The organism is Nonomuraea sp. NPDC050153, assembly GCF_044460125.1.
In the GTDB taxonomy this organism is placed as follows: domain Bacteria; phylum Actinomycetota; class Actinomycetes; order Streptosporangiales; family Streptosporangiaceae; genus Nonomuraea.
In genome coordinates, this window is record NZ_JBITJQ010000046.1 from 1 (window position 1) to 19,072 (window position 19,072).

Annotated in this window: 18 protein-coding genes and 1 riboswitch; of the genes, 9 read left to right on the forward strand and 9 right to left on the reverse strand. The window is 69.7% G+C overall.

The features are described from left to right. Positions 1-253 precede the first annotated feature (253 nt). The gene (locus tag ACIBQ1_RS55590) at positions 254-2,344 is read left to right on the forward strand and encodes a S9 family peptidase (RefSeq protein ID WP_397291048.1); all 2,091 of its coding nucleotides are present in this window, start codon (positions 254-256) and stop codon (positions 2,342-2,344) included. After that, entirely contained in the window at positions 2,341-3,333 is a 993-nt protein-coding gene (mgrA, locus tag ACIBQ1_RS55595) for an L-glyceraldehyde 3-phosphate reductase (protein ID WP_397291049.1), read from the forward strand. Before ACIBQ1_RS55590 ends, mgrA begins: the two co-directional genes overlap by 4 nt. On the opposite strand, the gene ACIBQ1_RS55600 is transcribed toward mgrA, so the two are convergent. Further along, the gene (locus ACIBQ1_RS55600) at positions 3,334-5,709 is read right to left on the reverse strand and encodes a YbhN family protein (protein WP_397291051.1); all 2,376 of its coding nucleotides are present in this window, start codon (positions 5,707-5,709) and stop codon (positions 3,334-3,336) included. A gap of 202 nt (positions 5,710-5,911) precedes the next feature. On the opposite strand from ACIBQ1_RS55600, the gene ACIBQ1_RS55605 reads away from it, so the two are divergent. Then, complete coding sequence (locus ACIBQ1_RS55605; protein ID WP_397291053.1) at positions 5,912-7,927, forward strand: molybdopterin-dependent oxidoreductase; 2,016 nt, start codon at positions 5,912-5,914, stop codon at positions 7,925-7,927. Between the two features lie 30 nt (positions 7,928-7,957). On the opposite strand, the gene ACIBQ1_RS55610 is transcribed toward ACIBQ1_RS55605, so the two are convergent. Next, positions 7,958-8,422 (reverse strand): GNAT family N-acetyltransferase, encoded by a 465-nt coding sequence (locus ACIBQ1_RS55610; protein WP_397291054.1) that lies wholly within the window; start codon positions 8,420-8,422, stop codon positions 7,958-7,960. A 76-nt stretch (positions 8,423-8,498) separates the two neighbouring features. On the opposite strand from ACIBQ1_RS55610, the gene ACIBQ1_RS55615 reads away from it, so the two are divergent. Then, positions 8,499-8,948 (forward strand): hypothetical protein, encoded by a 450-nt coding sequence (locus tag ACIBQ1_RS55615; RefSeq protein ID WP_397291056.1) that lies wholly within the window; start codon positions 8,499-8,501, stop codon positions 8,946-8,948. 2 nt (positions 8,949-8,950) lie between these two features. On the opposite strand, the gene ACIBQ1_RS55620 is transcribed toward ACIBQ1_RS55615, so the two are convergent. From ACIBQ1_RS55620 to ACIBQ1_RS55630, 3 genes are all read right to left on the reverse strand, one after another. Then, entirely contained in the window at positions 8,951-9,334 is a 384-nt protein-coding gene (locus ACIBQ1_RS55620; protein ID WP_397291058.1) for a VOC family protein, read from the reverse strand. Between the two features lie 31 nt (positions 9,335-9,365). Next, positions 9,366-9,680: a DMT family transporter gene (locus tag ACIBQ1_RS55625; protein ID WP_397291060.1), complete on the reverse strand. Its 315-nt coding sequence runs from the start codon at positions 9,678-9,680 to the stop codon at positions 9,366-9,368. Positions 9,681-9,712: 32 nt separating this feature from the next. After that, positions 9,713-9,771, reverse strand: a riboswitch (guanidine-III (ykkC-III) riboswitch). A 25-nt stretch (positions 9,772-9,796) separates the two neighbouring features. Next, positions 9,797-10,594 (reverse strand): class I SAM-dependent methyltransferase, encoded by a 798-nt coding sequence (locus ACIBQ1_RS55630; RefSeq protein WP_397291061.1) that lies wholly within the window; start codon positions 10,592-10,594, stop codon positions 9,797-9,799. Positions 10,595-10,697: 103 nt separating this feature from the next. On the opposite strand from ACIBQ1_RS55630, the gene ACIBQ1_RS55635 reads away from it, so the two are divergent. The 3 genes from ACIBQ1_RS55635 (at position 10,698) to ACIBQ1_RS55645 (ending at position 13,865) form a co-directional block, all read left to right on the forward strand. After that, positions 10,698-12,503, forward strand: a complete 1,806-nt coding sequence (locus ACIBQ1_RS55635; protein ID WP_397291063.1) for an acyl-CoA dehydrogenase — start codon at positions 10,698-10,700, stop codon at positions 12,501-12,503. A 127-nt stretch (positions 12,504-12,630) separates the two neighbouring features. Continuing rightward, positions 12,631-13,569 carry an MBL fold metallo-hydrolase gene (locus ACIBQ1_RS55640; RefSeq protein WP_397291065.1) on the forward strand — a complete coding sequence of 313 codons (939 nt, stop codon included), beginning with the start codon at positions 12,631-12,633 and terminating at the stop codon, positions 13,567-13,569. A gap of 71 nt (positions 13,570-13,640) precedes the next feature. Next, positions 13,641-13,865, forward strand: a complete 225-nt coding sequence (locus ACIBQ1_RS55645; protein ID WP_397291067.1) for a hypothetical protein — start codon at positions 13,641-13,643, stop codon at positions 13,863-13,865. On the opposite strand, the gene ACIBQ1_RS55650 is transcribed toward ACIBQ1_RS55645, so the two are convergent. From ACIBQ1_RS55650 to pdhA, 4 genes are all read right to left on the reverse strand, one after another. After that, positions 13,862-14,155 carry a Dabb family protein gene (locus ACIBQ1_RS55650; protein WP_397291069.1) on the reverse strand — a complete coding sequence of 98 codons (294 nt, stop codon included), beginning with the start codon at positions 14,153-14,155 and terminating at the stop codon, positions 13,862-13,864. The genes ACIBQ1_RS55645 and ACIBQ1_RS55650 overlap by 4 nt on opposite strands. A gap of 117 nt (positions 14,156-14,272) precedes the next feature. Further along, on the reverse strand, positions 14,273-15,721 hold the full coding sequence (locus ACIBQ1_RS55655) for a dihydrolipoamide acetyltransferase family protein (protein ID WP_397291071.1): 1,449 nt from the start codon (positions 15,719-15,721) through the stop codon (positions 14,273-14,275). Between the two features lie 15 nt (positions 15,722-15,736). After that, a complete protein-coding gene (locus ACIBQ1_RS55660) occupies positions 15,737-16,717 on the reverse strand; it encodes an alpha-ketoacid dehydrogenase subunit beta (protein WP_397291073.1) in 981 nt (326 codons plus the stop codon). 60 nt (positions 16,718-16,777) lie between these two features. Continuing rightward, the gene (pdhA, locus tag ACIBQ1_RS55665; RefSeq protein ID WP_397291075.1) at positions 16,778-17,869 is read right to left on the reverse strand and encodes a pyruvate dehydrogenase (acetyl-transferring) E1 component subunit alpha; all 1,092 of its coding nucleotides are present in this window, start codon (positions 17,867-17,869) and stop codon (positions 16,778-16,780) included. A 299-nt stretch (positions 17,870-18,168) separates the two neighbouring features. On the opposite strand from pdhA, the gene purS reads away from it, so the two are divergent. Together purS and ACIBQ1_RS55675 are read left to right on the forward strand one after the other, a co-directional pair. Beyond that, a complete protein-coding gene (purS, locus tag ACIBQ1_RS55670) occupies positions 18,169-18,414 on the forward strand; it encodes a phosphoribosylformylglycinamidine synthase subunit PurS (RefSeq protein ID WP_138714815.1) in 246 nt (81 codons plus the stop codon). A gap of 169 nt (positions 18,415-18,583) precedes the next feature. Continuing rightward, complete coding sequence (locus ACIBQ1_RS55675) at positions 18,584-19,021, forward strand: ATP-binding protein (protein WP_397291077.1); 438 nt, start codon at positions 18,584-18,586, stop codon at positions 19,019-19,021. Positions 19,022-19,072 lie beyond the last annotated feature (51 nt).

Sequence of the window (19,072 nt, forward strand, 5' to 3'; positions counted from 1 at the left end):
CCGTTCAAGTTCCTGTCAAATTGACCGGACTTGCTCGACTTGCGGAAATTAAGACCCGCCCCGTTTCCGGGACAACCCCTCTAACTTACCAGCCCTCACGAGTGGACGCGCACGTCCGCCGTGACGGAGGAGAGAAGAAGGAGTGTGCCGCACTTCGTCGGCTCTTCAAGATTAGCAGCGCTCCCGACCCCTCGGGCCGCTTCGCCACGTTCGACGGACACAGATCGATCACGACCGAACATAGACTCCCCACGTGAGCAGTAACACGCCGCCAGTGGCGAAGAAGGTTCCGACTGAGCGCACCCACCACGGTGACACCGTCATCGACGAGTACGCCTGGCTGGGCAACAAGGAAGATCCCGATACCACCGCCTATCTGGAGGCGGAGAACGAGTTTCTCAAACAGCAGACCGCTCACCTCTCCGACCTCCAGGAGCAGGTGTTCCAGGAGATCAAGGGCCGCACGCAGGAAACCGACCTCTCGGTGGCCAGCCGTAAGGGCTCCTGGTGGTACTTCTCGCGTACCTCCGAAGGCAAGCAGTACGCGGTCTCCTGCCGGGTCCCGGCCGACAGCGACGCGCCCCCGGAGATCACCCCGGGCGGCACTCTCGAACGCGAGGAGGTGATTCTCGACGGAAACGAGCTCGCCGGCGACAGCCCGTTCTTCTCGATCGGCACCAGCTCCGTCTCGCCCGACGGCACGATGCTGGCCTATTCGACCGACTTCAAGGGCGACGAGCGATTCACGCTGCGGTTCAAGAACCTCGCGACAGGCGAGTTGCTCCCCGACGAGATCACCGACATCTTCTACGGCGGCGCCTGGTCGGCCGACGGCTCGACGTTCTTCTACACGCGCGTCGACGACGCCTGGCGCCCGTACCAGGTCTATCGGCACACTCTCGGCACCGAAGAGGACGTGCTGGTCTACGAGGAGGGCGACGAGCGTTACTGGGTCGGCATCGGCCTGACGCGCAGCGAGAAGTACCTCGTGCTCGGCGCGGGCAGCAAGATCACCAGTGAGGTGCGCATTCTCGACGCCACCGATCCCACCGGTGAGTTCGCGGTCGTGCGCCCCAGGAAGACCGGCGTCGAGTACGGCGTCGAGCACGCGGGCGACTTCTTCTACGTGCTCCACAACGAGAACGCCGAGAACTTCGAGCTGGCCACCGCCCCGCTCGACGCCCCCGGCACCTGGACCCCGCTGGTCGCCCACCGGGAGGACACCAGGCTCCTGGAGATCGACGCGTTCTCCGACCACGCCGTGGTGCACTTCCGCCGCGACGGGCTGACCGGGCTGCGCGTGCTGCCGTACCCGGACGACGTCCAGGACGGACGCGAGCGGATCGAGGCCGCCGAGCGGAACGCGTACGAGATCGACTTCCCCGAGCCGCTCTACGACGTCGGCCCCGCGGGCAACCCCGAGTTCACCACGACGCGGCTCCGGCTGGCCTACACGAGCATGGTCACCCCGCCCAGCGTGTACGACTACGAACTCGACACGCACGAGCTGATCCTGCTCAAGCGGCGCCCGGTGCTGGGCGGCTACGACCCGGCCGACTACGAGCAGTTCCGCGAGTGGGCCACGGCCGAGGACGGCACGCGGATCCCGGTGTCCATCGTGAAGCGCAAGGACTCCGCCAAGCCCGCGCCGACCGTGCTGTACGGGTACGGCAGCTACGAGACCTCCATCGACCCCGGCTTCTCGGTCCCGAGGCTCTCGCTGCTGGACCGCGGGTTCGTCTTCGCCGTCGCGCACGTCAGGGGCGGCGGTGAGATGGGCCGCCGCTGGTACGAGGACGGCAAGCTCACCAGGAAGCGCAACACGTTCACCGACTTCGTGGCCGTGGCCAGGCACCTGAAGGCGACCGGCTGGAGCGAGCGGATCATCGCCAGGGGCGGCTCGGCCGGCGGCCTGCTGATGGGCGCGGTCGCGAACCTGGCGCCGGAGGAGTTCGCGGGCGTGGTGGCCGAGGTGCCGTTCGTGGACGCGCTGAACACCATCCTGGATCCGTCGCTCCCGCTCACTGTGATCGAATGGGACGAGTGGGGCGACCCGCTGCACAACCCGGACGTCTACGCCTACATGAAGGGCTACACGCCGTACGAGAACGTGGACGGACGGCCGTACCCGCCGATCCTGGCCATCACCAGCCTGAACGACACCCGCGTCCTCTACCACGAGCCCGCGAAGTGGATCGCCAGGCTGCGGGCGACGGCGAGCGGCGGGCCGTTCCTGCTCAAGACGGAGATGGGCGCCGGACACGGCGGCCGCAGCGGGCGCTACGACGCCTGGCGCGAAGAGGCCTTCGCGCTCTCCTGGATCATCGAGAGGGGCACCTCATGACCTATCAGGCCGACGACGGCCGCTACGAGCGGCAGCCGTACAACCGCAGCGGCCGCAGCGGGCTGAAGCTGCCCGCGGTCTCCCTGGGCCTGTGGCACAACTTCGGCGACAACCGGCCGATCGAGAACTCCCGGGCGATCCTGCGGCGCGCGTTCGACCTCGGGGTGTCGCACTTCGACCTGGCCAACAACTACGGCGTCCCGTACGGCTCGGCGGAGAAGAACTTCGGCCGCATCCTGCGCGAGGATTTCCTCCCGTACCGGGATGAGCTGATCATCTCCACCAAGGCCGGCTACGACATGTGGCCGGGCCCGTACGGTGAGTGGGGCTCGCGCAAGTACGTCCTGGCCAGCCTCGACCAGTCGCTCCGGCGTATGGGCCTGGAGTACGTGGACATCTTCTACAGCCACCGTCCCGACCCGGAGACGCCGCTGGAGGAGACCATGGGGGCGCTCGACCGGGCCGTGCGCTCGGGCAAGGCGCTCTACGCGGGCATCTCCAACTACTCGGCCGAGCAGACCGCGCAGGCCGCGCGGATCATGCTCGAACTGGGCACTCCGCTGCTCATCCACCAGCCGTCCTACTCGATGATCAACCGGTGGATCGAGAACGGGCTGCTCGACGCGGTGGAGGAGGCGGGCATGGGCTGCATCGTGTTCTCGCCGCTGGCGCAGGGCCTGCTGACCGACCGCTACCTCGACGGCGTGCCGTCGGACTCGCGGGCGGCGACGAGCAGGTTCCTCAGCGCCGACAGGATCGACGTCGACCTGGCCCGCGACCTCAACGAGCTCGCCAGGGGCCGCGGGCAGACGCTGGCCCAGATGGCGCTGTCGTGGACGCTCAGGGACCCGCGGGTGACGAGCGTGCTGATCGGGGCGAGCAGCGTGCGGCAGCTTGAGGACAACGTGGCGTGCGTGGACGGCCCCGACTTCACCGAAGACGAGCTGGGGGCCATCGACAAGATCACCGCGCGCTACACGGCCCGCTGATCACAGGGATTCGTGCCGCTGAAGGTAGGTGAAGGCGGCCCAGCCGGGCAGCACCGGCAGCCAGAACGTGAGCAGCCGGTGCAGCAGCACGGCGGAGGTGGCCAGCTCGGCGGGCACGCCGGCCACGGTCAGGCCGCCCGCGAGCGCGAGTTCGACCGCGCCCAGACCGCCCGGTGTGGGCGCGGCCGAGCCGATGGCGTTGGCCGTGAGGTAGACGACCGCGACGGCGGTGAAGCTGAGCGTGCCGCCGAACGCGGCGACGCTGGCGTCCAGGCACAGCACGAACGCGAGGGTGATCATGAGCGTGCCCGTGCACGCCTCCACCATCTTGCGCGGCGACTGCAGCACGTCGAGCAGCCTGGGCAGCACGTTCGAGAACAGCTTGCGCAGCCTGGAGGTCACCAGCCTGCGCAGCGGCGGCACGCCGAGCACCACCACGACCAGCACCGCGACCGCGAGCAGCACCACGACGAGGCCGCGTGACGGGGTGAACGAGGTGGTCGTGGTGGAGCCGGTGATGTAGGCGAACAGCAGCAGCAGCGCGATGTGGAAGACCAGCATGATGAGCTGCGAGGCCCCCACGCTGGCCACCGCGCTCGCCGGCGGGATGCCGCGCTTCTGCAGGTAGCGGGTGTTGATCGCGACCCCGCCCACGGCGGCGGGCGCGACGAGCTTGACGAACGACGAGGCGAACTGCACGAGCACGGTCCGCCAGAGCGGCAGCGGCTCGGGCACGAACCCCCGCAGCATCAGGGCCGCGGCCACGAAGCTGACGAACGACGCGAGCAGCGCCACCCCGGACCAGGCCCAGTTGGCTGTGGTGACCACCCGGTAGATGTCGACCCGGCTGAGCTGGGAGAGCACGATGTACGCGGCCAGCGTGCTGGCGATGATCGTGATCAGGGTGCGCGGTTTGAAGCGTTCGAGGCGTACTTCCTCGACCTTGGCCTGCGGCTTGAGCGCGACGATGTGCTCGCGGATGCCGGCCAGCAGGTTCTTGTTCTTGGCCAGGGCCGAGCGGGTCTCCCTGGTCAGCGCGATGCGCTGGAGCAGCGGCATGGCGGCCGCCAGCGTGTCGGGCCCCATGACGGCCGCCGCCGCCCGCACGGAGCGCTCGGGGCCGACGCGCAGGGCCAGGTAGGTCAGGAGCTGGGCGATGTCGAGCCTGAGCAGCAGGTCTCCGGCGGCGATCTCGCCGCTGCGGGCGTCGGTCAGCACGACGCGGCCCGCCCGGTCGAGGTGGATGCCGTCGCCGGTGAGCCGCCGGTGCGCCAGGCGCTGGATCTGCAGCAGCTCCACCTGCTCCCAGATCTGGGCGAGCAGTTCGTCGTCGATCTGCTCGTCGGGCACGTCGTCGAGCGGGCGCGTCTCGATGTGCTCGTACGCGAGCATCGCGGCCTCGGTGCCGATCTCGCTGGTGCCGAGCAGGCGTGGGGTGCTGGCGCCGGCCGCCTGGGCCGCGTACGCCATGAGGGCCTCGCGCTCCAGCTCCGCCCGCAGCGATCTGATGGCCCGGCGCCGGGTCTCGGAGTTGAGCCTGATGCGCCGCCACAGCCGGTACGGCAGCCCGGCCACCTGCCGGTCGCGGTCGAGCACGGTGACGTCGAGGCTGGTGCCGTCCTTGAGCCCGACGGCGTAGCGGCGGCTGCCCTGGAGGTCGTCCTCGATGCGGCGGGCCGAGACCACCGCGAACGACAGCTTGCGCAGCGCGGCCACCACGGCGCTGCCCGGCGGCCTGGTGTTGGGGCTGCCGACGCCGTAGAGGGTGGCGTAGCCGATGGCCATGCCGACCAGCACGGTGACGATGGCGCTGGGCAGCGTGATCTGCCTGCCGGAGAAGAACGCGAGGACGTAGAGGGCGATCGTGGTCCACATCAGCATGCGCCAGGTGGGCCGGCGCGAGATGCGGACGGCGGTGGCGTACGCGACGACCGAGGTGAGCAGCGTGTTCACCGGCTCGATCGTCCGGTCGCCGGTCAGCAGCACGCGCAGGTCGTCGGCGTTGCCCGCGACCAGCCACTGCCCGAGCAGGAACGACCCGGCCAGGCCGATGATCGCGGCGATCAGCCCTTCGGCGACGCGTAGCCCGTCGCGGTGGAAGACCCGTTCGACCGCGAACGCCGCGGGCACGATGAGCACGGCCGCGCCGCCGAGGAACGCGGCGATCCTGCTGAGCAGCGGTACGAGCTGCGCGCCCTCCTTGACGTCGGCCTCCAGGCCGATGAGCGTCTGCTTGGCGACCAGCGCGAGCAGGACGACCGCGCCGAGCACGATGAGAGTGGCGAAGAATCGCAGCAGGTCGGAGGGGCGGCGAAGGCGCTGGGGCAGCAGCGGCTCTACGACGTAGACGTCGTTTTCCGCGCGTGACTTATCCACGGCTGGATCCCCCTCGAGGTCCTCCGTGTCATCTCGTTCCCTGATTTCGGCCACCGACAGCGATTCTGCACCTTCCCGGGCGGACCGTGCGATCTCCAGGTTTCCAGTGTCCTCAATCGTCCCCCGAGGACGTCGCACCGGGCAGGCTACACGCATTTCCGCGTCTCCCGTCATTCCAGGTACGGGACGTAGTCTGTGTCCCATGTCGGGTGAATTGAGGGTTTTGGGGGCCTGTCCGCTGGACTGCCCGGATGGCTGCTCCTGGGTGGTCACCGTCGAGAACGGCGAGACCGTCAAGCTCCGCGGCAACCCCGACCACCCGTACACCAGGGGCGCGCTGTGCGTGAAGGTCAACCGTTACCTTGAGCAGACCCGGGCGGACGACCGCATCCTCCACCCCATGCGCCGCATCGGCCCCAAGGGCTCCGGCCGGTTCGAGCGCATCACCTGGGACGAGGCGCTCGACGAGATCTCGGAGCGGCTGCGCGGCATCGTCGAGGAGCACGGCGGAGAGGCCATCTGGCCGTACCTGGGCACCGGCACGCTCGGCTACCTGCAGGGCTGCGAGGGCGTGGCCGGGCGGCGGTTCTGGAACGTGCTGGGCGCCTCCAAGCACTGGCTCAACATCTGCTCGGCGGCCGGCAGCAGCGGCCTGATGCGGACGAACGGCACCCCGGGCGGCATGGACCCCGAGAACATCGCGCTGGCGAAGCTGATCCTGCTCTGGGGCACGAACACGCTGACCAGCGGCCACCACCTGTGGAAGTTCATCCAGGACGCGCGGGCGGACGGCGCGCACGTCGTCGCCATCGACCCGATCCGCACCAGGACGGCCGACCAGGCCGACGAGTACCTGGCGATCAGGCCGGGCACGGACGCGGCGCTCGCGCTCGGGCTGCTCAACGTCGTGCTGGCGGAGAACGCGCAGGATGAGGAGTTCCTGGCCGAGCACACCGAGGGCTGGGAGGACTTCCGCCAGGAAATCCTGAAATATCCGGTCGAGACTGTGGCCGAAATCACCGGCATCCCCACCGCCGCCATCCACAGCCTGGGGATGCGGCTCGCCCACACCCGCCCGACCGCCATCCGCGCCACGCAGGGCATCCAGCGGAACCAGGGCGGCGGCACCGCGCTGCGCACGATCGCCTCGATCCCCGGCGTCACCGGCGACTGGCGCCACCCCGGCGGCGGCATCGCGTACTCCACCTCCGGCCACGTGCACCTCGACATCGACATGCGCAACGACCTGCTGGTCAAGCCCGTCCGCACCCTCGTCATGACCAAGCTGGGGTCCCAGCTTGACGACGTGAAATGCCTGTGGGTGTACGCGGCCAACCCGGCCGGTTCGAGCCCCGACTCGAACGCGATCAGGCGGCAGCTCGCCCGCGAGGACCTGTTCACGGTGGTCATGGAGCAGTTCCCGACCGACACCGTGGACTACGCCGACATCGTGCTCCCCGCGACCATGCAGACCGAGCACCATGACCTGCACGCCGGATACGGGCATCTTTACCTGCTCTGGAACGAGCCCGCCGCGACCCCGCCCGGCGAGTGCCTGTCCACGACGGAGACGTTCCGGCGGCTGGCGGCGCACATGGGGATGACCGAGCCGTCGCTGTTCGACTCGGACCTGGAGCTGGCCGAGCAGCTGCTGTCGAGCGGGCACCCGTCGCTGGAGGGCATCACGCTCGACCGGCTGCGCAAGGAGGGCTGGGTGCGGATGAACTATCCACAGCCCTTCACGCCGTTCGCCGAGGGCTTCCCGACGCCGTCCGGCAGACTGCGCTTCCCGTCGGCGGGCAAGGCGTACACGCCGTCCCACACGGTCCGCGCGAGGGGCGCCTCGCCGTACCCGCTGGCGCTGGTCACGCCCGCCTCGCACACGTTCCTCAACACGACCTTCGGCAACAACCCGGAGCTGCGCCGCCGGGCCAAGGACCCGGTGGTGCTGGTCAACCCGGCCGACGCGGCCTCCCGGGGGCTGGCGGACGGGCAGCGGGTACGCGTGCACAACGACGGCGGCGAGTTCCTGGCGGACGTGGAGATCAGCGACCGCGTGGCGGCCGGGGTGGTGGCCTCGCCGAAGGGACGCTGGCCGAAGCTGACCCCCGGCGGCGCCAACCCGAACGCGGTCGTGGCCGAGCGGGACGGGGACATGGGCAGGGGGCCGGGCTTCCACGACAACCTGGTCGAGATCAGCCCTTGTGCCGGTCCGTGAACACCACGACCGGTGCCGCTGGATGCCGGCTCAGCTCAGCGAGAGCTTGTAGCCCACGTGGGAGGCCGTGAAGCCGAGGTTGTCGTAGAAGCGGTGCGCGTCCGTACGTGACTTGTCGGACGTGAGCTGCACGATGGCGCAGCCGCGCTCCCGGGCCCGGTCGACGGCCCGCTTGATCATCCGGCCGCCGAGGCCCTGTCCGCGGGCGCCGTCGGCGACCCTGACGGCCTCGATCTGGCACCGCTCGGCACCCAGCCGCGACAGCCCGGCCAGGTACGTGAGCTGCATCGTGCCCACCACCTCGCCATCCTGCTCGGCCACGATCAACTCGTCGTACGGGTTGGCGTCGACCCGCTCGAACGCCGCCAGATAGCGCTCGTCGCCGGGGTCGCCCTCGCGCGTGGCGCCGAGATGGTCGTCGGCCAGCATCGCCACGATCGCCGGCACGTCCTCCTTGCGGGCCTCGCGGAAGAGCACTTTCTCACTTTGCTGCATGTCCGAATGATGTCAGGGATGGCTCAGGGTCCGTCCCCGATGCCCCCAAGGGGGCCGAAAAGGCAGCATGAATGACATGAACGAAATCAGCCGACGAGATGAAGTCTCGCTGTCGGGTGCCGCGCTCCGCGGCGCCCCCTGGAAGGCCGCTGCCGTCGGCGGCGGCGCCGTGGCCGCGACCAGCTTCGGCCTGGGCGTGCTCACCGGCGGCGGCGACCTGCCGTGGGCGCTGGGCCTGGGCATCAGCCTGTTCGCCCTGATCGCCGCGATCGGCGCGGTCTCCAAGCCGCACGAGGGCGACCGGGTGACCCGCCAGGCCCGCCTCTGGTCGCTGAAGCACCCGTGGAAGTTCTCGCTGCTGCCCGCGGCCATCACGGCCGTGCTGGACTATCCGGTGCAGCTCGTGCTCGACGGCGAAGGGGTGTTCGGCTCGGGCGTGCAGGCCCTGTGGCACGGCGCGCTGGTCTACCTGATCGCCGGCATCCTGACGCTCACCATGCAGGGCCGCGCCAGAACCGACCGGTGAGGTCAGCCCTGCGCCTCCCGCTCCGCCTGGCTCCGGCACACGCAGAACTCGTTGCCCTCCGGGTCGAGCATCGTCACCCAGCCGCTGCCGTCGGGCTGCCGCCGGTCGTCGTGGACGGTCGCGCCCAGCCCGATCAGCCGCTCGACCTCCTCGTCGCGGGTCCTGCCCTCGGTGCCGTTGACGTCGAGGTGGACCCGGTTCTTCACGGTCTTGCCCTCGGGCACGCGGATGAACAGCAGGAACGGGTCCTGCTCGGTGCGCAGCATGATCTCGTCGTCGCCCGGCTGGTCGCCCTCGCCGAGCGGCAGCCCGGTGGCCTTGCTCCACCAGGTGGCGATCTCGTACGGGTCGGCGGCGTCGATGGTGACGGCATGGATTTCGATCACGCAGCCACCCAACCCATGACAGGCCGAAACGTCAAGCGAGCACCCGCAGGCCGATGACCCCCGCCAGGATCAGCGCGATCGAGACGAGGCGCGGCAGCGAGACCTCGTCCCCCATGGCGATCATGCCCAGCACCGCGGTGCCCGCCGCGCCGACGCCGGTCCAGATGGCGTACGCGGTGCCGACTTCGAGGCTCTTGAGCGCGTACGAGAGCAGGCCGAAGCTCAGCACGGCCGTGACCAGGAACGACAGGCTCCACCACAGATTGCCGAAGCCGTTGCTGAGCTTGAGCGAAAGGGCCATGGCGACTTCCAGGACGCCGGCCAGCACGAGGACGATCCACGCCATGATCGGAACTCCCTTGAGACGAGACTGCGGTGCGCGCGTCGTCTTGGCGTTCCGGGTACGGCGCGTCTCGTCCGGGAGCTGTCAGCTCACTTGCGAGAACGCGGCCCGCAGCGGGATCATTCCCACCAAATAGTGACCCACCGGTCGCGGGGCAACGGCCACATGCCCAGCTCCAGCACCGTGGCCGCCACTTCCTCCGCCCTGGACGGATCGAGGCACACCCTGCGGCACGCGCTGGCCGCCAGATCCTCCAGCGAGGTGAATCGTTCCAGGGGAGCTTCCCGTTCCTCCACCTGCACGGCGTAGCCGAGTGCCGCCGCCAGCGCCACGCAGTCCTCGGCGATGGGCCGCACCGGCCGGTTCACCCCGTGGAAGTGCTGCCACAGCGGCGTCATCCAGCTCATGGGATGGCGGCCCGTCAGTTCGAGCACCACCCGCCCCTGCGTGCGTTCGTCGAGCGCCCTCAGGAAGCCGGCCAGGTCCGGGACGTTGTAGACCACGTGCGCGGCCACGGTGGCGTCCACCACCGGCACCTCGCCGGCCACGTCCGGCCAGCGGCCCTCGATCGCCGTGACCGGCACGCCGAGCTTGTCCGCCCTGGCCGTCAGCCCCTCCAGCATCGACGCCGAGGGATCCACCGCGTATAGGTGGCCGATGCGCCCGTGCAGCGGCAGGGACGACGCCCCCGGGCCCGAGCCCACGTCGAGCAGCGTGCCCTTGTCGGGCAGCGCCTCCGAGAGCCGGGTCATGGTCGGGCCGTCGTCGGGCTCGGCCAGCGCCCTGTCGGTTCGGGTGCCGAACCGCTCGGGCGAGTGACTCCACGGGTCGACCGGAGCCTGGGCCATGATCTCGTCGGGGATGGCCCAGGAATCCAGTCGCTCTCGCCATCTGGCGGCGAGTTCTTCGGCGTCCATGGAGATGAGCATGCCACGCATACCTCGGGTTACCCGCGGGTAGCATTGCAGAGTAAGGTTACTCGCCAGTACGTATACCCCTCGGTTCAAGGAGATCGACCCCATGGGCCACTACAAGAGCAACGTGCGAGACCTGGAATTCAACCTCTTTGAGGTGTTCGGGCGACGCGAGATCCTCGGCACAGGGCCCTTTGCGGACGTGGACGAGGAGGTCGCCCGGGGCCTCATTGACGAGGTCAACCGGCTGGCCACCGGCGTCCTGGCCGACTCCTTCGAGGAGGGCGACAGGAACCCGCCCGTGTTCGACGCGGCGACCAACTCCGTGAAGGTGCCCGAGGGCTTCAAGAAGTCCTACAAGGCGCTGGTCGACGGCGGCTGGGCCAACCTCGACCTGCCCGCCGAGCTGGGCGGCCCCGGCATCCCGAGGAGCCTGGCCTGGGCCACGGCCGAGCTGGTGCTGGGTGCCAACCCGGCGCTGTACATGTACGCCGCGGGCCCCAACTTCGCGTACACGCTGTGGAAGGTCGGCACGCCGGAGCAGAAGCGCTTCGCCGAGCTGGCCATCGAGCGCGGGTGGGGCGCCACGATGGTGCTCACCGAGCCGGACGCCGGCTCCGACGTGGGCGCCGGCCGGGCCAAGGCGGTGCGGCAGGAGGACGGCAGCTGGCACATCGAGGGCGTCAAGCGGTTCATCACCAGTGCCGAGCACGACATGACCGAGAACATCTTCCACCTCGTGCTGGCCCGCCCCGAGGGCCACGGCCCGGGCACCAAGGGGCTGTCGATGTTCCTGGTGCCGAAGTTCCACGTGAATCTCGAGACCGGCGAGCTGGGCGAGCGCAACGGCGTCTACGTCACCAACGTCGAGAAGAAGATGGGGCTGAAGGTCTCCACGACGTGCGAGCTGACGTTCGGCGACAAGCACCCGGCCGTGGGCTGGCTGGTGGGCGACGTGCACGAGGGCATCAGGCAGATGTTCATGGTCATCGAGCACGCCCGCATGATGGTCGGCACCAAGGCCATCGCCACGCTCTCCACCGGCTACCTGAACGCGCTGGAGTACGCCAGGTCCCGCGTCCAGGGCGCGGACCTGACCCGGATGGCCGACAAGGCCGCCCCGCGGGTGACCGTCGCCCACCACCCGGACGTGCGCCGCGAGCTCATGCTGCAGAAGTCGTACGCCGAGGGCATGCGGGCCCTGGTGCTCTACACGGCCACGTTCCAGGACACCCTCCTGGTCGACCCCGACGACCGGCACGCCGCCGACATGAACGACCTGCTGCTGCCCATCGTCAAGGGCGTCGGCTCCGAGCGGTCGTACGAGCTGCTCTCCCGCTCGCTGCAGACCCTCGGTGGCTCGGGCTACCTGCAGGACTACCCGATCGAGCAGTACATCCGGGACGCCAAGATCGACTCCCTGTACGAGGGGACGACCGCGATCCAGGGCCTGGACCTGTTCTTCCGGAAGATCCTGCGCAACCAGGGCGCGGCGGTCGGGTCGCTGCTGGCCGAGATCGGCGAGTTCGCCGGCTCCGAGGCGGGCAACGGCCGGCTCAAGGAGGAGCGCAAGCTCCTCGCGGAGGCCGCCGCGGACGTCAAGTCCATGGGCGACACCCTGGCGGGCTGGGCGCTGGGCTCGCTGGAGTCGCCGGCGGAGGTCTACAAGGTCGGGCTGAACACCACCCGGCTCCTGCTCTCGCTGGGCGACCTGGTGATCGGCTGGCTGCTGCTGCGGCAGGCCGAGGTGGCCCTGGCCAAGCTGGCCGCGGGCGAGGACCCGTTCTACCTGGGCAAGGTGGCCGCGGCCTCGTTCTTCGCCAAGACCGTCCTGCCGCGGCTGGCGGCCGAGCGGCGGGTGGTGGAGTCCACGGGGCAGGAGCTCATGGAGCTGCCCGAGGAAGCCTTCTAGAACCCCTCAACCCCTGGGGGCGCCTGCCGGTCGGCGGGCGCCCCCGCTTTGTCGCGGCAAGCGCGTGCGGGGCGGGGAACGGCAACAGGGCGCGGTCGGGGATGCTCCGAGGGAGTACGGTCGCGGCATGAGTTCGAGTTCGCACAATCACCCCCTCCCGCCGCCCCGGGTCGAAGAGGTGTCCGAGGGCGTCTTCGCCTACATCCAGCCCGACGGGAGCTGGTGGATCAACAACACGGGCTTCCTGGCCGGCCGGCGCGGCGTGATCTGCGTCGACGCCTGCTCGACCGAGCGCCGTACGCGGACGTTCCGCGAGGCCATCGGCACGGTGACCGACCGGCCGATCACCACGCTGGTCAACACCCACCACCACGGCGACCACACGTTCGGCAACTGGCTCTTCCCCGAGGCCACCATCGTCGGGCACGAGGGCGTACGGGAGCAGATCCTGGCCGAGGGCGTGCCCACCTACCGCGCCGCGTGGTCGCCCGATGTGGAGTGGGGCGAGATGGAGGTGGCGCCGCCGTTCCTCACCTTCACCGACCGGATCACCCTGCACTCCGACGACCTGCGGTGCGAGGTGCGGCACGTGGGCCACGCCGCGCACACGACGAACGACTCGTACGTGTGGATTCCCGAGCGGCGGCTGCTGTTCTCGGGCGATCTCGTCTTCAACGGCGGGACGCCGTTCGTGCTGATGGGCTCGGTGGCCGGGGCACTGGACGCCGTCGACCAGCTCAGGGCGCTGGGGGCGGAGACCGTCGTGCCGGGGCACGGCGGGGTGTGCGGGCCGGAGGCGTACGACCGGGTCGAGGGTTACCTGCGGTTCGTCCAGGAGACCGCGGCGCGGGGCCGGGCGGCGGGGCTGTCGCCGCTGGAGGCGGCCAGGGAGGCCGACCTGGGCGAGTGGGGCGGGCTGCTGGACTCCGAGCGCATCGTGGGCAACCTGCACCGCGCCTACGCCGAACTCGACGGGCAGCCGCCGGGCGCGCCGATCGACCTCGTCACCGCCGTGTTCGACATGATCACTTACAACGGGGGCGAGCCGCTGTCCTGTCTCGCCTGAGATGTCACGGGTGTGATCTTCTGTACCCGGGTATGACCGTGGCTGTACCCGCCGTTTGCCTGGAGGTCGTCATGGGTGTCGGGGTCAGCATCTTCTTCCTCACGCTCGGCGCCATCCTGAGATTCGCGATCGAGCCCGATGTGTTCGGCAAGAGCGTCCACATGGATGTGGTCGGGCTCATCTTCATGATCGTCGGCGGCGTGGGCGTGGTGCTGAGCATCGTGCTGGCCCCCAGGCGGGGGCACACGTCCGAGGACAGGCTGATGCGCCGCGAGAACAACCCGCCGGAGATCTAGAGGCTGAGCTGCACCGCGGCCCGCGAGGCCAGGATCGGCCGGATGTGCTGCGCGATCACCGCCTGGTGCTGCGGGTGGTCGCGGTAGAGCAGGTAGTCGTCGACGTTGTCGAAGTCGGCCACCACCGCGTAGTCGTGGTTGCCCTGGTTGATGCCCGCGTCGGCGCCCACGGTGTACGAGCGGAGCTGCGGGATTGCGCCGGGCAGCTTGCCCAGCTCGGCGGTCACCGTCTCCTTCTGCTCGTCGGTCGCGGCGTCGGTCCAGGTGAACAGCACGATGTGGCGAATCATAGATCAGATGTATCAGATCGCGACCGCGCGACTCTGTACGGGGTGGGTGCGGGTGTCCCGGCCTACGGCGACCGCCGGGGGAGGGGTCCTCCCGGCGGTCGCCGTAGTCTCTCCCGGCTAGCTCCAGGCCAGCATGTGCAGCGGGTCCTCCAGCATGTCGCCCACGTCGCGCAGGAACATCGAGCCCAGCTCGCCGTCGACGATGCGGTGGTCGAACGAGAGTGCCAGGGTGGTCACCTTGCGCACCGCCAGCTCGCCGTCCACCACCCACGGCATGTCCCTGATCTGGCCGACGGCGAGGATGGCGGCCTCGCCGGGGTTGAGGATCGGGGTGCCGGCGTCGACGCCGAAGACGCCGACGTTGGTGATGGTGAAGGTGCCGCCGGCCATCTCGGCCGGCTGGGTGCGGCCCGCCCTGGCCGTCTCCGTGAGCTCGGCCAGCCGCCCGGCCAGCTCGGGGAGCGACAGGGCGTGGGCGTCCTTGACGTTGGGCACCACCAGGCCGCGGGGCGTGGCGGCGGCTATCCCCAGGTTCACGTAGCGCTTGACCACGATCTCCTGCGCCGCCTCGTCCCACGACGAGTTGATCATCGGGTGGCGCCTGACGGCGGTGAGGACCGCCTTGGCCACCAGCAGCAGCGGCGACACCTTGACGTCCGCGAAGTCCCTGAAGGCGCGCAGGCGCCGCACCGTCTCCATGGTGTTCGTCACGTCGAGCTGGAGGAACTCGGTGACGTGGGGAGCGGTGAAGGCGCTGGCGACCATGGCCTGGGCGGTCATCTTGCGCACGCCCTTGACGGGGATGCGCTCCTCCGGCCGCTCGGGCGCCACCTCGACGACCGGCGCCGCCGCGGCGACCGGGGCCGCCCCGGGCTCCGCCGCGGCGTGGACGTCATCGCGGGTGATCGAGCCCTCGGGGCCGGTGCCGGTGAGGGTGGACAGGTCGACGCCGAGGTCCCTGGCCAGCTTCCGTACGGGTGGCTTGGCGAGGACGCTGACCCGGCCGCCGGCGGACGGCGGGACAGGGGCAGGGGCAGGGGCGGGGGCGGGGGCGGGGGCGCCGTTCACCTCCACGCGGGCGGGGCCGGCCACCGGGGTCGCCGGAACGCCGGGGACCCCGGGCTCGGGGAGCTCGGGGGCCCGGGGCTTGCGGGGGCGGCGCTTGGTGGCGCCGGTCTTGACGCCGTAGCCGACCAGGACCGCCTGGCGCTCCTCCTTGGGGGCCGGGCTGCCGTGGGCGCCGGGCTCGACGGCGCCCTCCGCCGGAGGCGTGGGCACCAGGTCCTCGGCCAGGGCCTTGGTCTCCTCCGAGACGGGAGCGCCGCCTTCGGAGGTCTCGACGGTGATGATGGGGACGCCGACGTCGACCGTCTGGCCCTCCTCGGCCAGCAGGCCGGCGACCACCCCGTCCCAGGGGATCGGGAGCTCGACGATCGACTTGGCCGTCTCGATCTCCACGACGATCTGGTTGACCTTGACCGTGTCGCCCGCCTTGACGTGCCAGCGGACGACCTCGGCCTCGGTCAGCCCTTCGCCGACGTCCGGGAGCTTGAACTCGCGTCGCATGAGAACCCCACCCCCTCAGAACCGGAATGACCGGTCGACGGCGTCGAGCACCCGGTCCAGGTCGGGCAGGTAGTGCTCCTCCAGCTTCGACGGCGGGTAGGGGGTGGAGAAGCCGCCGACCCTGAGCACGGGGGCCTCCAGGTGGTAGAAGCACTGCTCCGTGATCCTGGCCGCCAGCTCGGCCCCGAAGCCGCTGTTGACCGGGGCCTCGTGGACGACCACCACCCGTCCGGTGCGGCGCGCGGCGTCCATCACGACCGGCTCGTCCAGCGGGTTGAGCGAGCGCAGGTCGATCACTTCGAGCGATCGGCCGTCCTCCTCGGCGGCCGTGGCGGCCTCCAGGCACGTCTTGACCATGGGGCCGTACGCCAGCAGCGTGGCGTCGGTCCCGGGCCGCACGACCCGGGCCGTGTGCAGCGGCGGCCACCAGTCGGTGGCGCCGGTGTCGATGTCGGCCTTCTCCCAGTAGCGCCGCTTGGGCTCGAAGAAGATCACCGGGTCGTCGCTGCGGATGGCCTGCTGGATCATGGTGTAGGCGTCGGCCGGGTTGGAGCAGGACACGACGCGCAGCCCGGCCGTGTGGGTGAAGTACGCCTCGGGCGACTCGCTGTGGTGCTCGACCGCGCCGATGCCGCCGCCGCACGGCACGCGTACGACGACGGGGAGCTTGATCGCGCCCAGCGAGCGCATCGGCATCTTGGCGAGCTGCGTGATGATCTGGTCGGCGGCCGGGAAGACGAACCCGTCGAACTGGATCTCGCACACCGGCCGGTAGCCGCGCAGCGCCAACCCGATCGCGGTGCCGATGATGCCCGACTCGGCCAGCGGCGTGTCGATGACGCGGTCCTCGCCGAAGTCCTTCTGCAGGCCGTCGGTGACCCGGAAGACGCCGCCCAGCTTGCCGACGTCCTCGCCCATGATGAGGACCTTGGGGTCGTCCTCCATGGCTTTGCGCATGCCCTCGTTGAGCGCCTTGGACAGGCTCATGACCGTCATGACGCCTCCTTCGTCGGCTTCATGACCGTCGCGCTGCGCTTACCGGTGCCTTCGCTGCGCTCAGTCACGGAACCCCTCCAAATACGCGGCGAACTGGGCGCGCTCCTGGTCCATCAGGGCGTGGGGCTCGCGATAGACGTGGTCGAAGATGTCGAGCGGCTGGGGGTCGGGCATGGCCAGGCAGCGCCTGCGCAGGTCGGCCCCGAGCTGGTCGGCCTCGGCGTCGACGGAGTCGAAGAACGCCTGGTCGGCGTGCTCGTGCTTGAACAGGTACGACCTGACCCGCTCGATCGGGTCCTTGAGCTTCCACGACTCCAGCTCGCTGGCCACGCGGTAGCGCGTCGGGTCGTCGGTGGTGGTGTGGGCGCCCATCCGGTACGTGAACGCCTCGATGAGCGTCGGCCCCTGGCCGGTGCGGGCGGCCTCCAGCGCCTTCCTGGTCACGGCCAGGCAGGCGAACACGTCGTTGCCGTCCACCCTGATCCCCGGGAAGCCGAAGCCGGAGGCGCGCCGGTAGAGGGGGATGCGCGTCTGCTTCTCCAGGGGCTCGGAGATGGCCCACTGGTTGTTCTGGCAGAAGAACACGATCGGCGCGTTGAAGACGCTGGCCCAGATGAACGACTCGTTCACGTCGCCCTGCGAGGTGGCGCCGTCGCCGAAGTAGACGATCGTGGCGGCGCTCGCGTCGTCGCGCTGGATGCCCATCGCGTAGCCGACCGCGTGGAGGGTCTGGCTGCCGATCACGATCGTGTACAGGTGGAAGTTGTGCTCCTTGGGGTCCCACCCGCCGTGGTTCACGCCTCTGAACAGGCCGAGCAGCTTCACCGGGTCGACGTCGCGGCACCACGCCACGCCGTGCTCGCGGTAGGTGGGGAAGGCCATGTCGGAGTCGGTCAATGCGCGGCCCGAGCCGATCTGGGCCGCCTCCTGGCCCAGCAGCGAGGCCCAGATGCCCAGCTCGCCCTGGCGCTGCAGCGCCACGGCCTCCAGGTCGATGCGCCGTACGAGGACCAGGTCGCGATAGAGCGACCGGACCTCCTCATCGGTCAGGTCGATGTCGTAGTCGGGGTGCTCTACCCGCTCGCCCTCGGGGGTGAGCAACTGGACGAGCTCCGGAGGTGCGTCAGCACCACGAGAGGCTTCGAGTGTCACGAGGCCTCCTTCGTCGGCCTCGTGACACCTGTGCTGTGTCTGTCGATGACCTCGACAAGCTCGGTCATGGGCCACTCCTGTGCGGTTGTCAGGGCAGGTCCTCGATGGGGTTGCCACCTCAGGCCGGCCTTCCAAGCGAGGAACCATCTGGTGGTGGTTCGTACGCGTTTGGGGACATCGTGGCAGACGTCACAGCCCTGCGCGCAAGCCCCATGTCCTCCCCGTTCCCGTTGTGTCGACAGCCACACGCGCCGGTAGGCTGTGCTTCCCAGTCACCCACCGCACCCTGGAGGAACGCAGTGGCCCGCGTCATCGTGGACGTCATGTTGAAGCCCGAGATCCTCGACCCTCAGGGCCAGGCGATCGCCAGGGCACTGCCCAGGCTCGGCTTCTCCGGCGTCTCGGCCGTGCGCCAGGGCAAGCGCTTCGAGGTCGAGCTCGACGGCCCTGCCGACGAGGCGGCGTTGGCGGAGGTCCGCAAGATGGCCGAGACCCTGCTGGCCAACACGGTGATCGAGGACTACAGCGTCCGGGTTGAGGAGTAGGGGAGATTTGGTGGCCGGATTCCCCCCCTGGACGGTTAAAGAGGGGTTCCGCGGCGCCACAATGCCACGGGCATGCCAACACTAAATAACAACAACGTGATTTTGCGGTTAGCCCCGTTTTCACAGGGAAACCTACTCCAGGTGACATTCTGGCGCCCGGAGGAGTCCGGTGGATATTGAGTTCTCGTTGGCACTGCCTCGGGATGCGATCGGCATACCGATGGTCAGGCGAGTGCTTGGGGATGCCATGCGTTCACTCAACGTGAGCGAGACGTGCATCGCCGACATGCTTCTCGCCGTCTCCGAGGCATGCTCCAACGCGGTGCGGCACGGGGGGCCCGCCAACCGCTACGAAGTGAGCGCCGCGATCGGCTATGGCCGCTGCGACGTGCGCGTCGCGGACAGCGGCGACGGCCTGCCGACGATGCCGCTGCACTTCCCTCCGCCCGACACGGAGAACGGCCGCGGCCTGCTGATCATGCGCTCCGTGGTCGACGAGATCTCTTTCGGCATCACGCCCGGCCGCGGCACCACGGTCCACCTGCGCAAGCACCTCGCCTGGGACGACGCGGCCGATGCCCGTCACCGCGAGCTGGCAGCTGTCTGACCTGGTCCTTCGCCCGACGCACGAGCCGATGTGGACCACCCGGCAGCACCC